The organism is Leclercia tamurae, from assembly GCF_025566055.1.
Taxonomy (GTDB): domain Bacteria; phylum Pseudomonadota; class Gammaproteobacteria; order Enterobacterales; family Enterobacteriaceae; genus Enterobacter; species Enterobacter tamurae.
This window is the reverse complement of record NZ_JAMHKS010000078.1, coordinates 526,642-544,289: the sequence shown is the minus strand read 5'-3', so window position 1 is coordinate 544,289 and position 17,648 is coordinate 526,642. Positions and strand designations below refer to the sequence as shown.

General features: G+C 59.6%; 14 protein-coding genes. 6 read left to right on the top strand and 8 right to left on the bottom strand.

Annotated elements, in window-relative coordinates; genetic code table 11:
* Window positions 1-52 precede the first annotated feature (52 nt).
* The 5 genes from M8318_RS22535 to M8318_RS22515 all read right to left on the bottom strand — a co-directional run bounded on the left by M8318_RS22535 (window position 53) and on the right by M8318_RS22515 (window position 5,840).
* On the bottom strand, window positions 53-1,597 hold the full coding sequence (locus tag M8318_RS22535; protein WP_262664647.1) for an MFS transporter: 1,545 nt from the start codon (window positions 1,595-1,597) through the stop codon (window positions 53-55).
* Window positions 1,598-1,725: 128 nt separating this feature from the next.
* Window positions 1,726-3,111 carry an MFS transporter gene (locus M8318_RS22530; protein ID WP_262664646.1) on the bottom strand — a complete coding sequence of 462 codons (1,386 nt, stop codon included), beginning with the start codon at window positions 3,109-3,111 and terminating at the stop codon, window positions 1,726-1,728.
* 53 nt (window positions 3,112-3,164) lie between these two features.
* Window positions 3,165-4,178 carry a Zn-dependent oxidoreductase gene (locus M8318_RS22525; RefSeq protein WP_262664645.1) on the bottom strand — a complete coding sequence of 338 codons (1,014 nt, stop codon included), beginning with the start codon at window positions 4,176-4,178 and terminating at the stop codon, window positions 3,165-3,167.
* An 11-nt stretch (window positions 4,179-4,189) separates the two neighbouring features.
* Entirely contained in the window at window positions 4,190-5,404 is a 1,215-nt protein-coding gene (manD, locus tag M8318_RS22520) for a D-mannonate dehydratase ManD (protein ID WP_106993827.1), read from the bottom strand.
* 109 nt (window positions 5,405-5,513) lie between these two features.
* Window positions 5,514-5,840 (bottom strand): YnfA family protein, encoded by a 327-nt coding sequence (locus M8318_RS22515; RefSeq protein ID WP_166182376.1) that lies wholly within the window; start codon window positions 5,838-5,840, stop codon window positions 5,514-5,516.
* A 147-nt stretch (window positions 5,841-5,987) separates the two neighbouring features.
* On the opposite strand from M8318_RS22515, the gene M8318_RS22510 reads away from it, so the two are divergent.
* Window positions 5,988-6,317, top strand: a complete 330-nt coding sequence (locus M8318_RS22510; RefSeq protein ID WP_106993825.1) for a DUF1283 family protein — start codon at window positions 5,988-5,990, stop codon at window positions 6,315-6,317.
* A 39-nt stretch (window positions 6,318-6,356) separates the two neighbouring features.
* Here M8318_RS22510 and M8318_RS22505 read toward each other — a convergent pair whose 3' ends face one another.
* On the bottom strand, window positions 6,357-7,067 hold the full coding sequence (locus M8318_RS22505; protein WP_262664644.1) for a YnfC family lipoprotein: 711 nt from the start codon (window positions 7,065-7,067) through the stop codon (window positions 6,357-6,359).
* Between the two features lie 106 nt (window positions 7,068-7,173).
* Here M8318_RS22505 and M8318_RS22500 point away from each other — a divergent pair, with 106 nt between their 5' ends.
* The 5 genes from M8318_RS22500 to dmsD all read left to right on the top strand — a co-directional run bounded on the left by M8318_RS22500 (window position 7,174) and on the right by dmsD (window position 12,195).
* On the top strand, window positions 7,174-7,479 hold the full coding sequence (locus tag M8318_RS22500; protein WP_106993824.1) for a DUF1161 domain-containing protein: 306 nt from the start codon (window positions 7,174-7,176) through the stop codon (window positions 7,477-7,479).
* A gap of 150 nt (window positions 7,480-7,629) precedes the next feature.
* Entirely contained in the window at window positions 7,630-10,068 is a 2,439-nt protein-coding gene (gene ynfE, locus M8318_RS22495) for a selenate/tellurate reductase subunit YnfE (RefSeq protein WP_262664642.1), read from the top strand.
* A gap of 10 nt (window positions 10,069-10,078) precedes the next feature.
* Window positions 10,079-10,696 (top strand): DMSO/selenate family reductase complex B subunit, encoded by a 618-nt coding sequence (locus M8318_RS22490; RefSeq protein WP_262664641.1) that lies wholly within the window; start codon window positions 10,079-10,081, stop codon window positions 10,694-10,696.
* Window position 10,697: 1 nt separating this feature from the next.
* Window positions 10,698-11,552 carry a dimethyl sulfoxide reductase anchor subunit family protein gene (locus tag M8318_RS22485; RefSeq protein WP_262664639.1) on the top strand — a complete coding sequence of 285 codons (855 nt, stop codon included), beginning with the start codon at window positions 10,698-10,700 and terminating at the stop codon, window positions 11,550-11,552.
* Between the two features lie 43 nt (window positions 11,553-11,595).
* Entirely contained in the window at window positions 11,596-12,195 is a 600-nt protein-coding gene (gene dmsD, locus M8318_RS22480; RefSeq protein ID WP_262664638.1) for a Tat proofreading chaperone DmsD, read from the top strand.
* Between the two features lie 16 nt (window positions 12,196-12,211).
* On the opposite strand, the gene atzF is transcribed toward dmsD, so the two are convergent.
* Both atzF and uca read right to left on the bottom strand, forming a co-directional pair.
* Window positions 12,212-14,011 (bottom strand): allophanate hydrolase, encoded by a 1,800-nt coding sequence (gene atzF, locus M8318_RS22475; protein ID WP_262664636.1) that lies wholly within the window; start codon window positions 14,009-14,011, stop codon window positions 12,212-12,214.
* Window positions 14,008-17,610: an urea carboxylase gene (gene uca / locus M8318_RS22470; RefSeq protein WP_262664634.1), complete on the bottom strand. Its 3,603-nt coding sequence runs from the start codon at window positions 17,608-17,610 to the stop codon at window positions 14,008-14,010. Before uca ends, atzF begins: the two co-directional genes overlap by 4 nt.
* Between the last annotated feature and the right edge of the window lie 38 nt (window positions 17,611-17,648).

Here is a 17,648-nt window from a genome sequence, read left to right as displayed (position 1 = left end):
GGTGTGACATCAATTGCAAGTTGTGTGACAGCATTAAAATGCTGTAAACCACTCATCTGGCCGGGGTGGCGCTTTCCCGCGGTTGGGATGCGACCGGAGTCTGCTCCATCCAGAGACTGTCGTAGTCATGGCCCGTCAGGTCCTCCACGATGCGCCGCACGTGCGGTTCAACTTCCGATTTGGACCCGTTAGCCCGCAGGCGTTCCACCTCTTCCACGAAGATCTGATGAGTCTGTTTGTTCAGACGGAAGGTCAGCGCCTGCCAGAGGGCGAGGATCAGCAGTCCGGCGGTGCCGATAAACATCAGCATGGCAATCATATGAACCGCTTCTGGCGGCTGGACCTGACTCCCCTTCACGAAGCCCCCGGTTTGCAGCAGAAAACCGACCACAAAGGTGGCGATGGCAACGGTGGTTTTGCGCGAGAAAGTCATCACCGCGGCGAACAGCCCTTCCCGGCGCTGACGGCTGACCATTTCGTCAATATCGGGAATGAACGGGAACACGTTCCACGGGGTGAATTCCAGCACGCAGCGGCCCACCTGATACAGCCCGGCCAGGATGAACAGCGTGAAAACGGTATTCAACGCCGGGATCTGATACACCGCCAGGAAACCGGCCAGGCACAGCATCATCACCAGATAGGCAAAAACGTACAGCCGGGCCGGACCGTATTTGATGATCCCCAGGCCAGCAATCAGCGTCACCGGCAAACCAACGATACTCATCGACAGCAGGCTGCCCGCCAGGGATGACGAGACGTTCAGGCAGTAGACGCAGAAGAAGACAAACACGGTGTTGTAGACATCTTTGCCGGTAAACGACAGCAGATAGATCGCCAGATGCTTTCTGAAAGCGCGGATTTTCAGCGTCGAGGCGTAGGATTTGAACAGCTCGACAACCATTCGCAGTTTGTCAGAGAAGCTGGTGGGCAAGGCTGACTTTTCCAGCTCGGCCTGCATCTCCGGGGTAAGCTCCCGCTCCCAGGTCACTTTCCACGAGATAAAGACGCAGACCATGAACAGCACCGCGAAGATCACGCCGTTAATCAGGTAGGCATTGGCGCTCTGCTCGCCAAAATAGCCGATCAGCAGCCCCGGAATAAAGGTTGCCAGGAAGGTGCCGGAAGCCGATAAGAACATGCGGCAGGTGGAGAGCTTGGTGCGGCCGTTAAACTCTTTGGTCATTTCTGACGGCAGCGTTTCCCACGGGATCAGCACCATGGCGGCAATAATTTCAAACGCCAGATAGACCGCGAGGTAGAAACCGTAACTCATGCCGTCGAGCCACAGTAAGGCGTAGACCAGCATCAGCGGCGCGCCAATCAGCAGGAAAAAGCGCCGACGGCCAAATTTCTTACCAAAATAGTTCTTATAGAAGTGGTCGGTCAGGCTACCCATAAACAGGCTGACTACCGCATCGACAATACGGGCGATGGCAACGATCGAGGCCGCTTCCATTGGAGACAAGCCCACAAAGGTGGTGTAGAAAAATAGCAGCCAGGCGCCGATGACGGTAAAGGCGCCGCCGCCCATAATATCGGTTAATCCGTATCCAATACTCACCGGAATGGTGATGTTTTTATTTGCACGAGACATACAGTTTCCTTACCTGAAAAAAAATCCAGTTAATTCCCGATGCTTCCCTGAAATGGTTGGTAATAGCGTTGTTTTTTTGCGAGGGATAAAAAAAGACTCCCCTGCGTTGGCAGGAGAGTCTTCAGGCATCAGGAGATTGCGCCATGTTTGCCGTGAGTGTTAATGCCCAGCGCGGCAGATTTGTCTTCTGCGGCATCCTCAAGGATGCTCAGATCGCGGTCGCGTACTTCCGGCATCAACAGGGCTGAGATCAGGCCGATAAAGGAATAGAGCATCACCATCACCACGATTGGCCACCAGGAGCCGGTCATGTTGCAGAAGATCCCCGCCAGCACCGGACCAAAGCCAACCGCCACCAGACCGCCCGCCTCTTTCGATATCGCCATCCGGGTGAAGCGATTCCGTGAACCGAACATCTCGGCCATGGTGATATTTTCCAGGGCAAAGAGTCCCAGTACCGCGAAGTTATGGATCACGATAATCGACAGCATAATCACGCCAGGCGTATACGATTTATCGACAATAATCGACAGCATCGGGTAGGCCAGAATAATGGCGGAAATGCTCAGCAGAATATAAGGCAGACGACGGCCATATTTATCGGATAACCAGCCCAGCAGCGGGATAGTAATAAAGCCGAGGATCGAGCTGATCATTAAGGCGTCGGTCGGGATAGCTTTATCAAACAGCAGCGTCTGCACCAGATAACCGGCCAGGAACGTCTGGATCAGCCCGGAGTTACCCGCCTGGCCGAAACGCAGGCCGGTCGCCAGCCAGAACGATTTGCTCTTCACCATCGCACCCAGGGTGCTTTCCTGCGCAGCTGCCTGTACCGGGGCTTCTTCGGCGTTAACCTGCTCGAAGACCGGGCTCTCTTTCAGGTTCATACGCAGCCAGATGGCAAAGATCATCACCACTACGCTGGCGAGGAACGGCACGCGCCATCCCCAGGCCACCAGCTCCTCACGATCGAGGGCAAAGAACATCACCGCCCAGATCGCCGTGGCACTCAGGGTACCGCAGTTGGTGCCCATCGCTACCAGCGAGGAGATGATGCCGCGTTTACCTTTCGGCGCATATTCCGCCAGCATGGTGCCCGCACCGGAGATTTCAGCGCCTGCACCCAACCCCTGGATAACACGCAGCGTCACCAGCAGCACCGGGGCGAAGATACCAATCTGCGCGTAGGTCGGCAGCACACCAATCAGGGTGGTACAGATCCCCATCATGGTGATGGTGATAAACAGCACCTTTTTGCGCCCCACGCGGTCGCCCATTTTGCCGAAGATAAAGGCCCCAACGATACGGGCGATATAGCCCGCGCCGTAGGTCCCCATCGCCAGAATCAGCGCCATCGCCGCCGACTGTTCCGGGAAGAAAATCTCATGAAACACTAATGCTGCGCCCAGCGAGTAAAGCTGGAAGTCCATGAATTCTAACGCGGTTCCGAGCCAGCCTGAGACGGCGGCTTTGATCAGGTCAGATGTGGATCTTTCATGTTGTACTTGAGTCATAATGGCTATCTCAACAGGGTAAGATGCGTACCGCTAAACCGCATTCATAGTTATTAGAACGTCAGCAACACCTTGCAGCACTGCCGCTGGTCTTTCTCAAACAGTTCGATGGCGTCTTTTACATGCTGATACTCAAAGGCATGGGTAATCAGTTTGTCGGGATCGATAAGTCCCTTCGTCAGCCAGTCGATCACAACCGGGAACTTATTGGCGTTCAGTCGTGAGGAGAAAATCGACAGCTCTTTGCCGGTGATCCCCTGCTGCACAATCTGGCTCGGCTCGCTGGAGAAGCCCATCAGCACGATGCGCGCGCCAGGTGAGGCCAGAGTGATGGCTTCCTGCAAAATAGAGGGATGGCAGGCCGCATCGACGATCAGCGTCGGCTTGATGCCCTTCTCCTCCAGCAGTGCTGGCAGGGACTGGTTGCCATTGTTGATGACCCAGTCCGCCCCGCTGCGCTGGGCCATTGCCAGTCGTTCGTCGATGCGATCGACCACAATCACCTGCTTGACCTTGTAAACACCCTTCAGCGCCTGCACCGTCACCAGCCCCATCGGGCCCGCGCCGTAAATCAGCGCCACGTCCTGTTCAGTTGGACTAACGTGTCCGGTAACGTTGGCCGCAATGGTGAAAGGCTCGATCATCACCGCGTGCTTATCGCTGATGGCATCCGGAATGACCTTCGCATTTTTAGCCGGTACAGCGGCGTATTCGCTGAACCCGCCGTCGCGGTGCACACCCAGTACCACCAGCGAGGCGCAGACGTTCGGTTTACCCACCGAACACTGATAGCAGTGGCCGCAGCTGATCACCGGATCCACCGACACGCGCTGCCCCAGGCGGGCGGTATCGACACCGTCACCGACGGCATCAATCACGCCAAAAAACTCATGGCCGATGACGCGCGGATATTTAGCGAACGGGTTATGCCCGCGATAGATATGGCTATCGGAACCGCAGATCCCGGCCAGCTTCACCTTGACGCTCACCTCGCCTGCGGCTGGGGTCGGTAACGGGCGATCCTCGATCACCAGGGTATTCGGTCGTTGAATAACGATACTTTTCATCATCGGCTCCTTTACCAGTTCCACAGCGTGCCGTCTTCCAGACGGGCAACCGGCAGGTAGGCGGGATCGTAGGGATATTTTGCTGCCAGTTTTTCATCAAACTCGATGCCCAGGCCCGGCTTATCGCCCGGATGCATGTAGCCATCTTCGAAGGTCCAGTTAGTGTTGAAGACCTCGAGCATCTGCTCGGAATAGCCCATGTACTCCTGCACGCCAAAGTTCGGTACCCACAGGTCAAAGTGCAGCGCCGCCGCGTGGCAAATCGGGGAGAGATCCGACGGGCCGTGGGAGCCGGTACGCACCTGATACAGCGAGGCGAAATCGGCGATCCGACGCATCCCGGTGATGCCACCCGCATGGGTAATGGTGGTGCGGATATAGTCGATCAGCTGCTCTTCGATCAGCTGTTTGCAATCCCAGATGCTGTTAAACACTTCGCCCACCGCAATCGGGGTGACGGTGTGCTGGCGGATCAGGCGGAAGCACTCCTGGTTCTCGGCCGGGGTTGGATCTTCCATCCAGAACATGCGGTACTGCTCGATGCTCTTGCCGAAGCGCGCGGCTTCAATTGGCGTCAGACGGTGGTGCATGTCGTGCAGCAGGTGTTCATTAAAGCCATACTTGCTGCGCACGGCGTCAAACAGTTTCGGGGTAAAATCGAGGTATTTTTCGGTTGACCACAGCTGTTCATCCGGCCAGTTGCCTTTGGTGGCAGGCTCATACGCCAGCCCTTTTCCTTTAGACATGCCGTAGGTGGTTTTCATTCCTGGCACGCCGCACTGAACGCGGATGGCCTTGAATCCCATCTCTTTATGACGGGCGTAATCTTCCAGCACATCGTCGATGGTGTGGCCGGTGGTGTGACAGTAAACCATCACCCCTTCACGGGAGGCACCGCCCAGCAGCTGGTACAGCGGCATGTTGGCAGCTTTGGCTTTGATATCCCACAGCGCCATGTCGATGGCGGAAATCGCCGACATGGTGACCGGGCCGCGACGCCAGTAGGCGCCTTTGTAGAAGAACTGCCAGATATCTTCGATACGGTGGGCATCCCGGCCAATTAACTGCGGGCAGAGATGATCTTTCAGGTACGAGGCCACGGACAATTCGCGGCCGTTTAAGGTGGCATCACCCAGGCCGACGATCCCTTCGTCGGTGGTGATTTTCAGCGTGACAAAGTTGCGCCCTGGACAGGTGACAAATACTTCAGCCCCTACAATCTTCATTTTCCGGTTCCTTACATCTCTTGTTGTGATGCAGGAAATTTACGCAACAACCCTACTACCATACAAGTATGAAGATCGAAAAATCCTCGCTCGATCACAGATTGGGCGCTTAAGCGCGCCCCCAGCCTGCTACGATAATCATCATGCCGCATAGCGCGATCGCGGCGCCAGCCCAATCGTACGGGCTTAACTTAACGCCATCCACCACTCGCAGCCACAGCAGCGCGGTGCAGACATACACTCCGCCGTAGGCGGCATAGACGCGTCCGCTTGCTGCGGGATGGAGCGTTAACAGCCAGACAAACAGCGCCAGGGCAACGCCTGCGGGAATTAACAGCAGCACCGACGCGCCTTTCTTCAGCCACAGCCAGGGCAGAAAGCAGCCGATAATTTCGCACAGCGCGGTGGCAAAAAAGAGCAGAGTTGTTTTAAACATATTTAACGTTGTCTGAGGAGTGATGCGGTATCATACCCGAATGTGAAAGGATCCTTTCCACATACCCGATATGGGTTTGCCCTCAAAATGGACTGTTATAGAATCTGCGGTGGGATTCGAATTTCCACCATCCATAAGGAAATCGCTATGCGTAAATTGAGCACACGCCTCTGTCTGGTTGCCCTGCTGGCCTCGGTCTTCGTCGCGCCAGTATCCGCCAACACCAGCAAACTGATTATTGAATCCGGCGACAGCGCCCAGAGCCGTCAGAATGCCGCCATGGATAAAGAGCAATGGAACGACACCCGCAACCTGCGCCATAAGGTGAACACCCGCGCGGAGAAAGAGTGGGATAAAGAAGATGTGGCCTTTGATGCGCGGGATAAATGCCAGCAGAGCGCCAACGTCAATGCTTACTGGGAGCCGAACACCCTGCGCTGCCTGGATCGCCGTACCGGCCGCACGATGGCCCCCTGATTTTATTCCGAACGCACCGCGCAGCCTGCTGCGCGGTGGTTAGTAATATTCAATGCTGTTTTTAATAGTGTACTTCCGCGACACCGCAGGCTTTACGCTCGCATCCACAATCACCAGCTCGCACGCCTCCGGGTTGTTATGCCGGTCGTACTCGCAGGTCTGCTTCACATTCCCCAGCGGTTTATCGTTCAGCAGACTGACGGCGGTATAGTCCATTCTCTTGCGCTTGTCGGCCGACGGGGTCGCCGTAATCGTCAGATGTTGCTCCCCGGCCACGGTAGTTTTACCCAGCGGATAGCCGTCGGTATCGTAGCGATAGCGTATTTCCATATCTTTACCGTGGGCGCTCACGATAAACCCGTTGTCATCGGTATCCCATGAGACGCCCGAGGCAGGCATCTCCGCCAGCTGGCACTTACCCTGCAACCGCAGCTTTTTCTGCTGGGTCTGGGCATCGAGATAGTAGTTGGCATCCAGCACCAGAGCGATGCCGGAGTTCGACTCCAGATCCTGCATTTCCAGGCTGTCAAAACACCCTTCTGCCGACAGCGTCCCGCTGACGCGCTTCGCCACTTCCCCTTTGTCATTGAAAAGCGTCTGGCTGAAATCCTTCACTGGCCCGCGAAGCGGATCAAAATCGAACTCGTTAGAAAAGCTGGCCATCTCTGGCGTAAACGACAGCGGTGCGCTGGTGTTGTCGCACCCCACCAACAGACCCGCCAGGACAAGCATAAGCGCGTGTTTATTCACATGACCTACCGATAGATAAAGATAATTGCCAGGCATAGTAGCAAATACAACCGTTTACATTAACCCTGCTAATATTATAGACACACACAGTCGTAAGGAGGCAGATATGACACGGTTACCCTGGATTACTGCACTTTTGCTGGCGGGCATTGCCCCGGCAGCGCTGGCCGCGCCCGACAACTGCGAGCGGATCAAAAGCGATATTCAGCAGAGAATTATCAACAATGGCGTCCCGGAATCCGGCTTTATGCTGAACATTGTGCCGAACGATCAGGCCGATAAACCCGACGCCGAAGTCGTTGGTCATTGCGCCAATGACACCCTAAAAATCCTCTACACCCGCACCAGCAGTGGAAACTACCCGGTCAGCGGAGGCGGCACCCAGGCCCCGGCACCGCGCGAGCCACAGTAAACGTTCTCCCCCGTTAAGGCGGGGGAATCCCCTTTGTTTTGATATACATTAAGATTATCTCCCCCTTAATAGGTAACACTCTCACTCCATTAGCCCGATCCTAATCACGGCTGAAAACGTTCACAGATAAAGAACATAATGGAGTGAGCCATGTCAGATAATGCGCAAAGCGGCGGGATCAGCCGCCGCACCCTCGTCAAATCCACCGCCATCGGGTCGCTTGCGCTGGCCGCTGGCGGTGTGTCATTACCCTTCGGGTTGCGCCCCGCCGCTGCCGCCCTCAATCAGTCAATACAACCCGCCCCTGATAAAGTGGTCTGGGGCGCCTGCTCGGTGAACTGCGGCAGCCGCTGCGCGCTGCGGCTGCACGTCCGGGATGAGGAAGTCTACTGGGTCGAAACGGACAATACCGGCGACGATGTTTACGGCAACCATCAGGTGCGCGCCTGCCTGCGCGGTCGCTCGATCCGTCGACGGATTAACCATCCCGACCGCCTGAACTACCCCATGAAACGCGTCGGTAAACGCGGCGAAGGCAAGTTCGAACGCATCAGCTGGAATGAGGCGCTGGATCTGCTCAGCAACAGCCTGCGCGACGTGGTGGCTAAATACGGCAACGAAGCGGTCTACATTAATTACAGTTCCGGAATTGTCGGCGGCAACATTACTCGCTCCTCGCCCTACGCCTCTCTGGTGGCGCGTCTGATGAACTGTTACGGCGGGTTCCTCAGCCATTACGGTACCTACAGCACGGCGCAAATCGCCTGCGCCATGCCCTACACCTATGGCAGTAACGACGGTAACAGCACCTCCGATATCGAGAACAGCAAGCTGGTGGTGATGTTCGGCAACAACCCGGCGGAAACGCGTATGAGCGGCGGCGGGATCACCTATTACCTGGAGCAGGCGCGGGAACGCTCGAATGCGCGCATGATCGTCATCGATCCTCGCTACACCGACACCGCCGCCGGGCGTGAAGACGAGTGGATCCCGATTCGACCGGGCACCGATGCGGCGCTGGTAGCCGGTATCGCCTGGGTGCTGATTAACGAAAACCTCGTCGATCAGCCGTTCCTCGATAAATACTGCGTCGGCTACGACGAAACCACGCTCCCCGAGGGCGCGCCTGCCAACGGCCATTACAAGGCCTATATTCTGGGCCACGGCGAGGACGCCACCGCCAAAACCCCGGACTGGGCCGCGGCTATCACCGGTATTCCCGCAGATCGGATTATCAAGCTGGCCCGGGAGATCGGTACGGCTAAACCGGCGTACATTTGTCAGGGCTGGGGCCCGCAGCGCCAGGCCAACGGCGAGCTGACATCAAGGGCCATCGCCATGCTGCCGATCCTCACCGGCAACGTCGGGATTAACGGCGGCAACAGCGGCGCGCGTGAATCCACCTACACCATCACCATCGAGCGGATGCCGCTGCCGGATAACCCGGTTAAAACGCAGATCTCCTGCTTCAGCTGGACCGACGCTATCGCCCGCGGGCCGGAGATGACCGCCACCCGCGACGGGGTGCGCGGCAAAGAGAAGCTCGACGTGCCGATCAAGTTCATCTGGAACTACGCCGGCAACACCATCATCAACCAGCATTCGGACATCAACAAAACCCACGACATTCTGCAGGACGAGAGTAAGTGCGAAATGATCGTGGTAATCGACAACTTCATGACCTCGTCGGCGAAATATGCCGACCTGCTGCTGCCCGATCTGATGACCGTCGAGCAGGAGGACATTATTCCCAACGATTACGCCGGGAATATGGGCTACCTGATCTTCCTCCAGCCGGTGACCGCGCCGAAATTCGAACGTAAACCCATCTACTGGATCATGAGCGAAGTGGCGAAACGCCTCGGGCCGGATATCCATCAGCGCTTTACCGAAGGCCGTACTCAGGAAGAGTGGTTGCAGTATCTGTATGCCAAAATGGTGGCGAAAGATCCGCAGCTCCCCTCTTACGAGGCGCTCAAAGAGATGGGCATCTATAAGCGCAAAGATCCCAACGGTCACTTTGTGGCCTACAAGAAATTCCGCGACGATCCTGAGGCCAATCCGCTGAAAACCCCGTCGGGAAAAATCGAGATCTACTCCAGTCGGCTGGCAGAGATCGCCCGCACGTGGGAGCTGCAGGCGGATGAAACCATCAGCCCGCTGCCGGTGTATGCCTCCACCTTCGAAGGCTGGGACTCGGACGATCGCGGCCAGTTCCCGCTCCAGCTGTTCGGCTTTCACTATAAAGCCCGTACCCACTCCAGCTACGGCAATGTGGACGTGCTGCAGGCCGCCTGCCGCCAGGAAGTGTGGCTTAACCCGGTGGATGCCCAGGCACGCGGCATTAAAAACGGTGACATGGTGCGGGTCTTTAACACCCGGGGCGAAGTGCGCATTGCCGCCAAAGTCACGCCGCGGATCATGCCGGGGGTTAGCGCCATGGGCCAGGGGGCATGGCATCAGGCGGATATGCAGGGCGACCGCGTTGACCACGGCGCCTGCATGAACACCCTGACCACGCACCGTCCGTCGCCGCTGGCGAAGGGCAACCCACAGCACACCAATCTGGTGCAAATCGAGAAGGCGTAAGGAGTAGCCGATGACCACTCAGTATGGATTTTTTATTGATTCCAGCCGCTGCACCGGGTGCAAAACCTGCGAGCTGGCGTGCAAGGATTACAAGGACCTGACCCCGGACGTCAGCTTCCGCCGCATCTACGAGTACGCGGGCGGCGACTGGCAGGAGGACAACGGCGTCTGGCAGCAGAACGTGTTTGCCTACTATCTGTCAATTGCCTGCAACCACTGTGAAGACCCGGCCTGCACCAAAGTCTGCCCCAGCGGGGCGATGCACAAGCGCGACGACGGCTTTGTGGTGGTGAATGAGGATGTCTGCATCGGGTGTCGCTACTGCCACATGGCCTGCCCGTACGGCGCCCCGCAGTACAACGCCGCCAAAGGCCATATGACCAAGTGCGACGGCTGCCATGAGCGTGTCGCCGACGGTAAAAAACCGATCTGCGTCGAGTCCTGCCCGCTGCGGGCGCTGGACTTCGGCCCGATTGAAGATCTGCGTAAGAAACACGGCAAGCTGGCCGCCGTCGCCCCACTGCCGTCGGCGCACTTCACGAAGCCGAGTATCGTCATTAAACCCAATGCCAACAGCCGCCCCACGGGTGATACCACCGGCTATCTGGCCAATCCAAAGGAGGTGTGAGATGGGAAACGGATGGCATGAATGGCCGCTGGTCATTTTTACCGTGTTCGGTCAGTGCGTCGTCGGGGCGCTGATTGTGGCAGGCGCAGCCTGGATCCGCGAGCACGACCCGGTGGTGCGCTACCGCCTGGTGCGCAGCATGTTCTTTTTATGGCTGGTGATGGGGTTGGGTTTTGTCGCCTCGGTGCTGCACCTCGGTTCACCGCTGCGGGCGTTTAACTCCCTGAATCGCGTCGGCGCCTCCGGCCTGAGCAACGAGATCGCCAGCGGATCGCTGTTCTTTGCCGTCGGCGGCTTCTGGTGGTTAGTGGCCGTGCTCGGCAAAATGCCCGCAACGCTGGGTAAGATCTGGCTGGTGCTGAGCATGGTGCTGGGGCTGGTCTTTGTCTGGGCGATGACCCGCGTGTATCAGATTGATACGGTGCCCACCTGGCATAACGGCTACACCACCCTCAATTTCTTCCTGACGATGCTGCTCGGTGGCCCGCTGTTTGCTGCCCTGCTGATGAGGCTGGCGAAGGCGCATTTTAATGCCCATGTGGCGGCAGTGATCGCCGTGGTGGCGCTGCTGATCGGCGCGGCGGCAGTGGTCCTGCAGAGTCACGATCTCGGGAACATCCACAGTTCCGTCCAGCAGGCCAATGCCCTGGTGCCCGATTATGGTTCCCTGCAGGTGTGGCGTATCATACTGCTGGCGGCCGGGCTGGGCTGCTGGCTCTGCGCGCTGGTACGGCGTAAAGTCCCGACGTTACCGGGACTCACGCTGGGGCTGCTGCTGGTGGTGGCCGGAGAGCTTATTGGCCGTGGCGTCTTCTACGGCCTGCATATGACCGTAGGTATGGCGATTGCCGGGTAATGTGTCTGCGCGGGGCAACCCGCGCCGTTCAAGGAATGCAGTAATGAATGAAGGTTTTGCGTTTACCGCCCGGGTCCTGGGCGCACTCTTTTATTTTGCCCCGGACAGCGAGCAGGCTGCCCCATTGGTGATGGCCCTGACTCAGGGCGACTGGCAGCAGGACTGGCCGCTGCCGCCCGGGCAGTTAGCCCCCATCGCCGACGCTCTGCGCCAGCCGTCTGACGAACCGCTCCCGGATGCCTGGCAGCGGCTGTTTATCGGCCCCTGGGCGCTGCCCGCCCCGCCGTGGGGCTCGGTCTGGCTGGATCGCGAATCGGTGCTGTTCGGCGACTCCACCCTGGCGCTGCGCCAGTGGATGCGCGCCAACGGCATCGCCTTTGAGATGGCGCAGAACGAACCGGAAGATCACTTCGGTACCCTGCTGTTGCTGGCCGCCTGGCTGGCAGAAACAGGGCGCGATGCGGAGCGGGATCAGCTTCTGGCCTGGCATTTGCTGCCGTGGAGCACCCGTTTTCTCGCCGGGTTTGTCGAAAACGCGGGCCACCCGTTCTACCGGGCGCTGGGACAGCTGGCCCAGCTGACATTGGCCGACTGGCAATCCACGCTGTTGATCCCGGTGGCGGAGAAGCCGCTCTACCGTTAATGCTATTCCTGGCTGCTCACCGCTGGTGGGCAAGCCAGGCCCGCCAGCCGCCGAACGCCGTAATATCCTGCGCCCCCTGCAGACCATACGCCTCGCAGATAAATCCCGTTAACCAGCGCCCGTCCTCCAGTTCAACTTTACCCAGCCCCAGTGGCGCCGGGATACCGGCCAGAAACGATCCCACTTCGGTATGGGGCAGCTCCCACACCTCGACGGCAATGGCCGCCCCCTGTTCGCGGTCGCGCACCATGCCGGGGCGTTTCCCGTCGGCCAGCGCATACAGCCGATAGTGCGGCGCGCTGCGGGTTGTTTCGCGCAGAGTGGCCCCACGCTGACGCAACTGGTGGTTCAGCGCCAGCCCGTCGAGATGCGCCCCGCAGACCACTACCGACAGGCGATCGTGGCTGGCGGTGGTAACGGGTGAAGCCGCCTGGATCTGGCGATTGCCGGGCAAAGTCAGCTTCTGGTGACGTTGTAACGCCCCGGCAAGGCTGAGCAGATACTGATCGGTGAAGGCCCGCCCAAACAGCGTCACCCCTGACGGCAAACCATTCGCCATCACGCCCGCAGGCACCGCCACGGCGGCGTAGTCCAGCAGGTTCATAAAGTTGGTATAAACCCCCAACTCGGAATTGCGTTTTACCAGATCTTCCGCCAGTTCGGCCAGGGTCACCGGACGCGGATAGGTCGGGGTTAACACACAGTCGAGATCCGCCATGATCCCGTCGCAGAGCGTTTTGAAGTGCTGAAGTTTGTACTGGGCATCAAATGCCGCCACCGCGTCAGTTCCGGGGGCTTTGCGCAGCACATCGCGGATCACCGGCAGGACCGCCTCCGGCTGCTGCTCAATCAATTTCCCCGCAAGGTGATAGCGCTCGGCGACCCACGGGCCGTCGTAGAGCAGCGTTGCCGCGGCTAAAAACGGAGAAAAGTCGATGGTCACCGGGATGCCACCCAGCGCGATTAAACGGTTTTTTGCAGAGTGATATAGCGCTTCGCTCTCCGCGCAGCCGAGAAACTCCAGCCGGTCCGGCACGCCAAAGCGGAAATCTTTTTCAGGTACGCCGAACGCCTGCGCCCCGTTCCATGCCGGATTGGCGCGGCTGTAGTCATCCCGCGAATCTTTCACCGCCGTCAGGGCCAGCAGCTGGCTGGCTTCGGCAGCGGTAGTGGTGAAGAAGGTTACGCAGTCGAGAGTGCGACAGGCGGGAACCACCCCGGCGGTGGAAATTAACCCTTTGGTCGCCTTCAGACCGACCAGGTTATTCAGCGAGGCTGGTACACGACCACTCCCGGCGGTGTCGGTGCCAAGGGCAAAGCTGGCCAGCCCGAGCGCCACCGCCAGGGACGAACCCGCGCTGGAGCCTCCAGAGGGATAATCCGCATTAACGCTGTTGCGACAGGCGCCCCAGGGCGAGCGGGTGCCGTTTAAGCCGGTGGCGAACTGATCCAGATTGGTTTTACCCAGCGGAATCGCCCCCAGCGCAATCAGTTGGCCGACGATAGTCGCATCCTGTTCTGCCCGGTAAGCAAACGCCGGACAGGCGGCGGTGGTCTCTATCCCCGCCAGATCGATATTATCTTTGATGGCAAAGGGCACGCCGTAGAGTGGCAGCGTCTGCGGCGACGCGCCCTCCAGCGCAGCCAGATAGGGCTCCAGCTCTTCGGCGGTAAGCAGATAAATAAAGGTATTGAACGCCGGGTTCAGCGCCTGCGCCCGCTCGTGCAGGGTGGCAATCACCTCCCGCGGCGTGCAGCAGCCATTGCGGTAAGCCTGCGCCAGTACATCGAGGCGTAAATCAAAGGGATGCATCATGCTGTTTTCTCCAGAACCACCACACACTGACCCGCCCGCACCGGGGAACCCGGCTGGACGCGTACCTGACTGACGACCCCGTCCCGTGAGGCCACCAGCGGGATCTCCATCTTCATCGACTCCAGCACCACCAGCACATCACCTTCGCGGACCGGGGTACCGACCTCAACGTTCACCTGCCACAGATTGCCGGAGACCGGGCTGTCGATGCCCGCCTGTCCCGGTTTAAGCGGGGCATCCTCACCCTCCTCCGCCAGCACGTCGCTGCTGTCGAAATGCGCCTGGCCGTTGGCGATCCAGCGCTCACGCTCGGCGTTAAATGCCCCCTGCTGGTGAGCGCGAAACGCCTCAATGCCCTGGGCTTCGTCAGCGAGAAATTGCTGATACTCCGCCAGCTTCAGGGTGGTATGCTCGATGCGCAGCGGGTAGCGCCCGAGCGGGAAATCGCGGCGGATGGTAACTAGCTCGTCGGCGGAGACCGGGTAGAAGCGGATCTGATCAAAGAAGCGCAGCAGCCAGGGCTTGCCGCCAAAATCCTCTACCGCGTGATAGCGGCTCCACATCTGCAGCGTGCGCCCAACAAACTGATACCCGCCCGGCCCCTCCATACCGTAGACGCACAGATAGGCCCCGCCGATGCCCACCGAGTTCTCCGCCGTCCAGGTGCGGGCCGGGTTGTACTTGGTGGTGACCAGACGATGACGCGGATCGAGCGGCGTCGCCACCGGCGCGCCGAGATAGACATCCCCCAGCCCCATCACCAGATAGCTGGCGTCGAATACCGTTTTGTAGACCTCGTTCACATTGGCCAGGTCGTTGATGCGGCGGATAAACTCCAGGTTACTCGGACACCAGGGCGCGTCCCGGCGCACGGTAGTCATGTATTTGTCGATGGCTTTCTGGCAGGCCGGATCGTCCCAGGAGAGCGGCAGCCAGACCACGCGCGACGGCACCTCCAGCGAATCCTGCTCGCAGACGCTCTGCCACAACCCCGCGACCACCTCCAGCAGCGCGGTCAGGCTGAGCGCCTCAGGCTGATAGTGAATTTGCAGGGAGCGAATGCCCGGCGTCAGATCAATCACCCCGTCCAGGGCTCGCGCCTCCAGGGCCTGCATCAGGGCGTGGGCGCGAAAACGCAGGACCAGATCCAGCTCCGGATCGCCAATCTCCAGCAGCAGATGGGTGTCGCCGGAAAGCCGCGCCACCAGCCGTTTATCGGACTGCCCCTGCTCCAGCACTACCGGCGAGGTGATTTCGGCTGGCTGCCAGTCGACCGCCAGCGGGTGCAGGCTGGCGATTTGCGCCTCCTCTGCCTGCGCCAGACGTCGGGCGGTGGCGATGTCGACGGGAACAAAGCGCACCTTATCCCCCGCTTTCAGTTGCCCGACCGCGGGCAGATCGGCCTCGATGATGGTGACCGGGCAGACAAACCCGCCCAGGCTCGGGCCATCCGGGCCGAGGATCACCGGCATATCGCCGGTAAAATCCACCGCGCCGATGGCATAGGGGTTATCGTGAATGTTCGACGGATGCAGCCCCGCTTCGCCGCCGCTGTCGCGTACCCACTCGGGTTTAGGGCCGATCAGGCGTACACCGGTGCGGCTGGAGTTGAAATGCACTTCCCAGTCGGTGGTCAGGAAGATTTGCATGTATTCAGGAGTAAAATATTCCGGCGCGCCGTGCGGGCCGTAGATCACACGCAGTACCCGCACCGCGCCCAGGGTGGTGCGCAAGGCCTGAGGCAGTTGCTGTTCCGGGCATGGCGCGGTCAATGGCGCAACGTGCAGCACATCCCCGGTACGCAGGGCGCGTCCGGCGTGGCCGCCAAACTGCCCGAGGGTAAAGGTGCTTTTGCTCCCGAGGTAATCCGGGACGTTAAACCCGCCGCGCAGGCACAGATAGCTGCGCACGCCGTCGTTAGTGATATCCCCCATTCGCAGCGTCATGCCGCGCTGCACGGTAAAGACCTGGTTGTTTTCCAGCGGCTCGCCGTCGAGGGTGAGGTCAATCTCCGCCCCGGTCACCACCAGCTGGGCATCGCAGTTAAATTTCAGCGTCGGGCCGCTGAGGGTGATCTCCAGCGCCGCGGCGCGGTCGTCGTTGCCCAGCAGACGGTTGCCGAGACGCAGCGCCCGGCTGTCCATGGGTCCCGATGGCGGCACCCCGACCGCCCAGTAGCCAATGCGCCCTGGGTAATCCTGCACCGTGGTTTGCGTTCCGGCGCTCAGCACCTCCAGGGTAGAAGCCTGGTACATCAGCCCCTCCAGACAGCGGGTCCAGGGCTCGCCGCTGGCGAACGGGGTAAAGGTCAAAATCTGCTGCAGGTAGCTGCGGTTGGTCTCCACGCCGTACAGATGAGTGTTACCCAGCGCGGCGTGCAGGGCATCAATGGCCGCATCGCGCGTCGGCTGCCAGGCGATGATTTTCGCCAGCATCGGATCAAAAAATGGCGGGACTTCACAGCCGGACTCTACCCAGGTATCGATGCGCAGAGCGCGGCGGTCATCCGCCGGGAACACCACCTCGGTGAGCAGGCCTGGCGAGGGCTGGAACTGACGACCGGGATCTTCGGCATAGACTCGCGCCTGAATGGCGTGGCCGTCAGGTTGCAGGCTATCGCGCAGTTCCGCCAGCGGCGGCAAGGTTCCGGCCGCCAGCTCAATCATCCACCGCACCAGGTCCACGCCCCACACCTGCTCGGTGACGCCGTGTTCTACCTGCAAACGGGTATTCACTTCGAGGAAATAGAACCGCGCTGCGTTGCTGTCGTAGACAAACTCCACGGTGCCCGCGCTGCGATAGTTAACCGCTTTACCCAGGGTGATCGCAGCATGGCACAGGGCGTCCGCCATCCCGTCGGGCAGGTTCGGCGCAGGCGTCTCCTCCAGCACCTTCTGGTTACGTCGCTGCACCGAGCAGTCGCGCACGCCGAGGGCTATCACCTCCCCCTCGCCGTCGCCAAACAGCTGAACTTCGAGATGCCGGGCCCGCTCGATGTACTTCTCAATAAAGACGCCCGCATCGCTGAAGTTGTTTTTCCCCAGCCGCACCACCGCGTCGAAAGCCTCAAAAAGTTCTGCGGCGGTAGAGCAGACGCGCATGCCGATCCCACCCCCGCCCGCGGTGCTTTTCAGCATCACCGGGTAGCCGACCTGTTCCGCCGCTGCCAGCGCCTCATTCACATCCGCCAGCAGGTCGGTACCCTCCAGCATCGGCACGCCGTGGGCTTTTGCCAACGCCCGGGCGGTGTGTTTCAGGCCAAAGAGGCGCAGCTGCTCCGGCGTAGGGCCGACAAAGGCAATACCCGCGGTCTCGCAGGCTTCGGCAAAGGCGGCGTTCTCTGAGAGAAAACCGTAGCCCGGATGGATCGCCTGGGCCCCGCTGGCTTTCGCCGCGGCAATGATTTTATCGCTGACCAGATAGGTGTTCGCCGCCGGGCCGTCGCCCAGGCTCAGGGCCTCGTCGGCCTCGCGAAGATGCAGGCTACTGATATCCGCTTCGGAATAGACTGCCACGCCGCCAATATTCATGGCGCGCAGCGTGCGCAGAATGCGGCAGGCAATCGCCCCGCGGTTGGCAATCAGGAGTTTCGTCAACATAGTTCAGACTCAATCGTGGCGGGTCGTCCCGCCGAAAA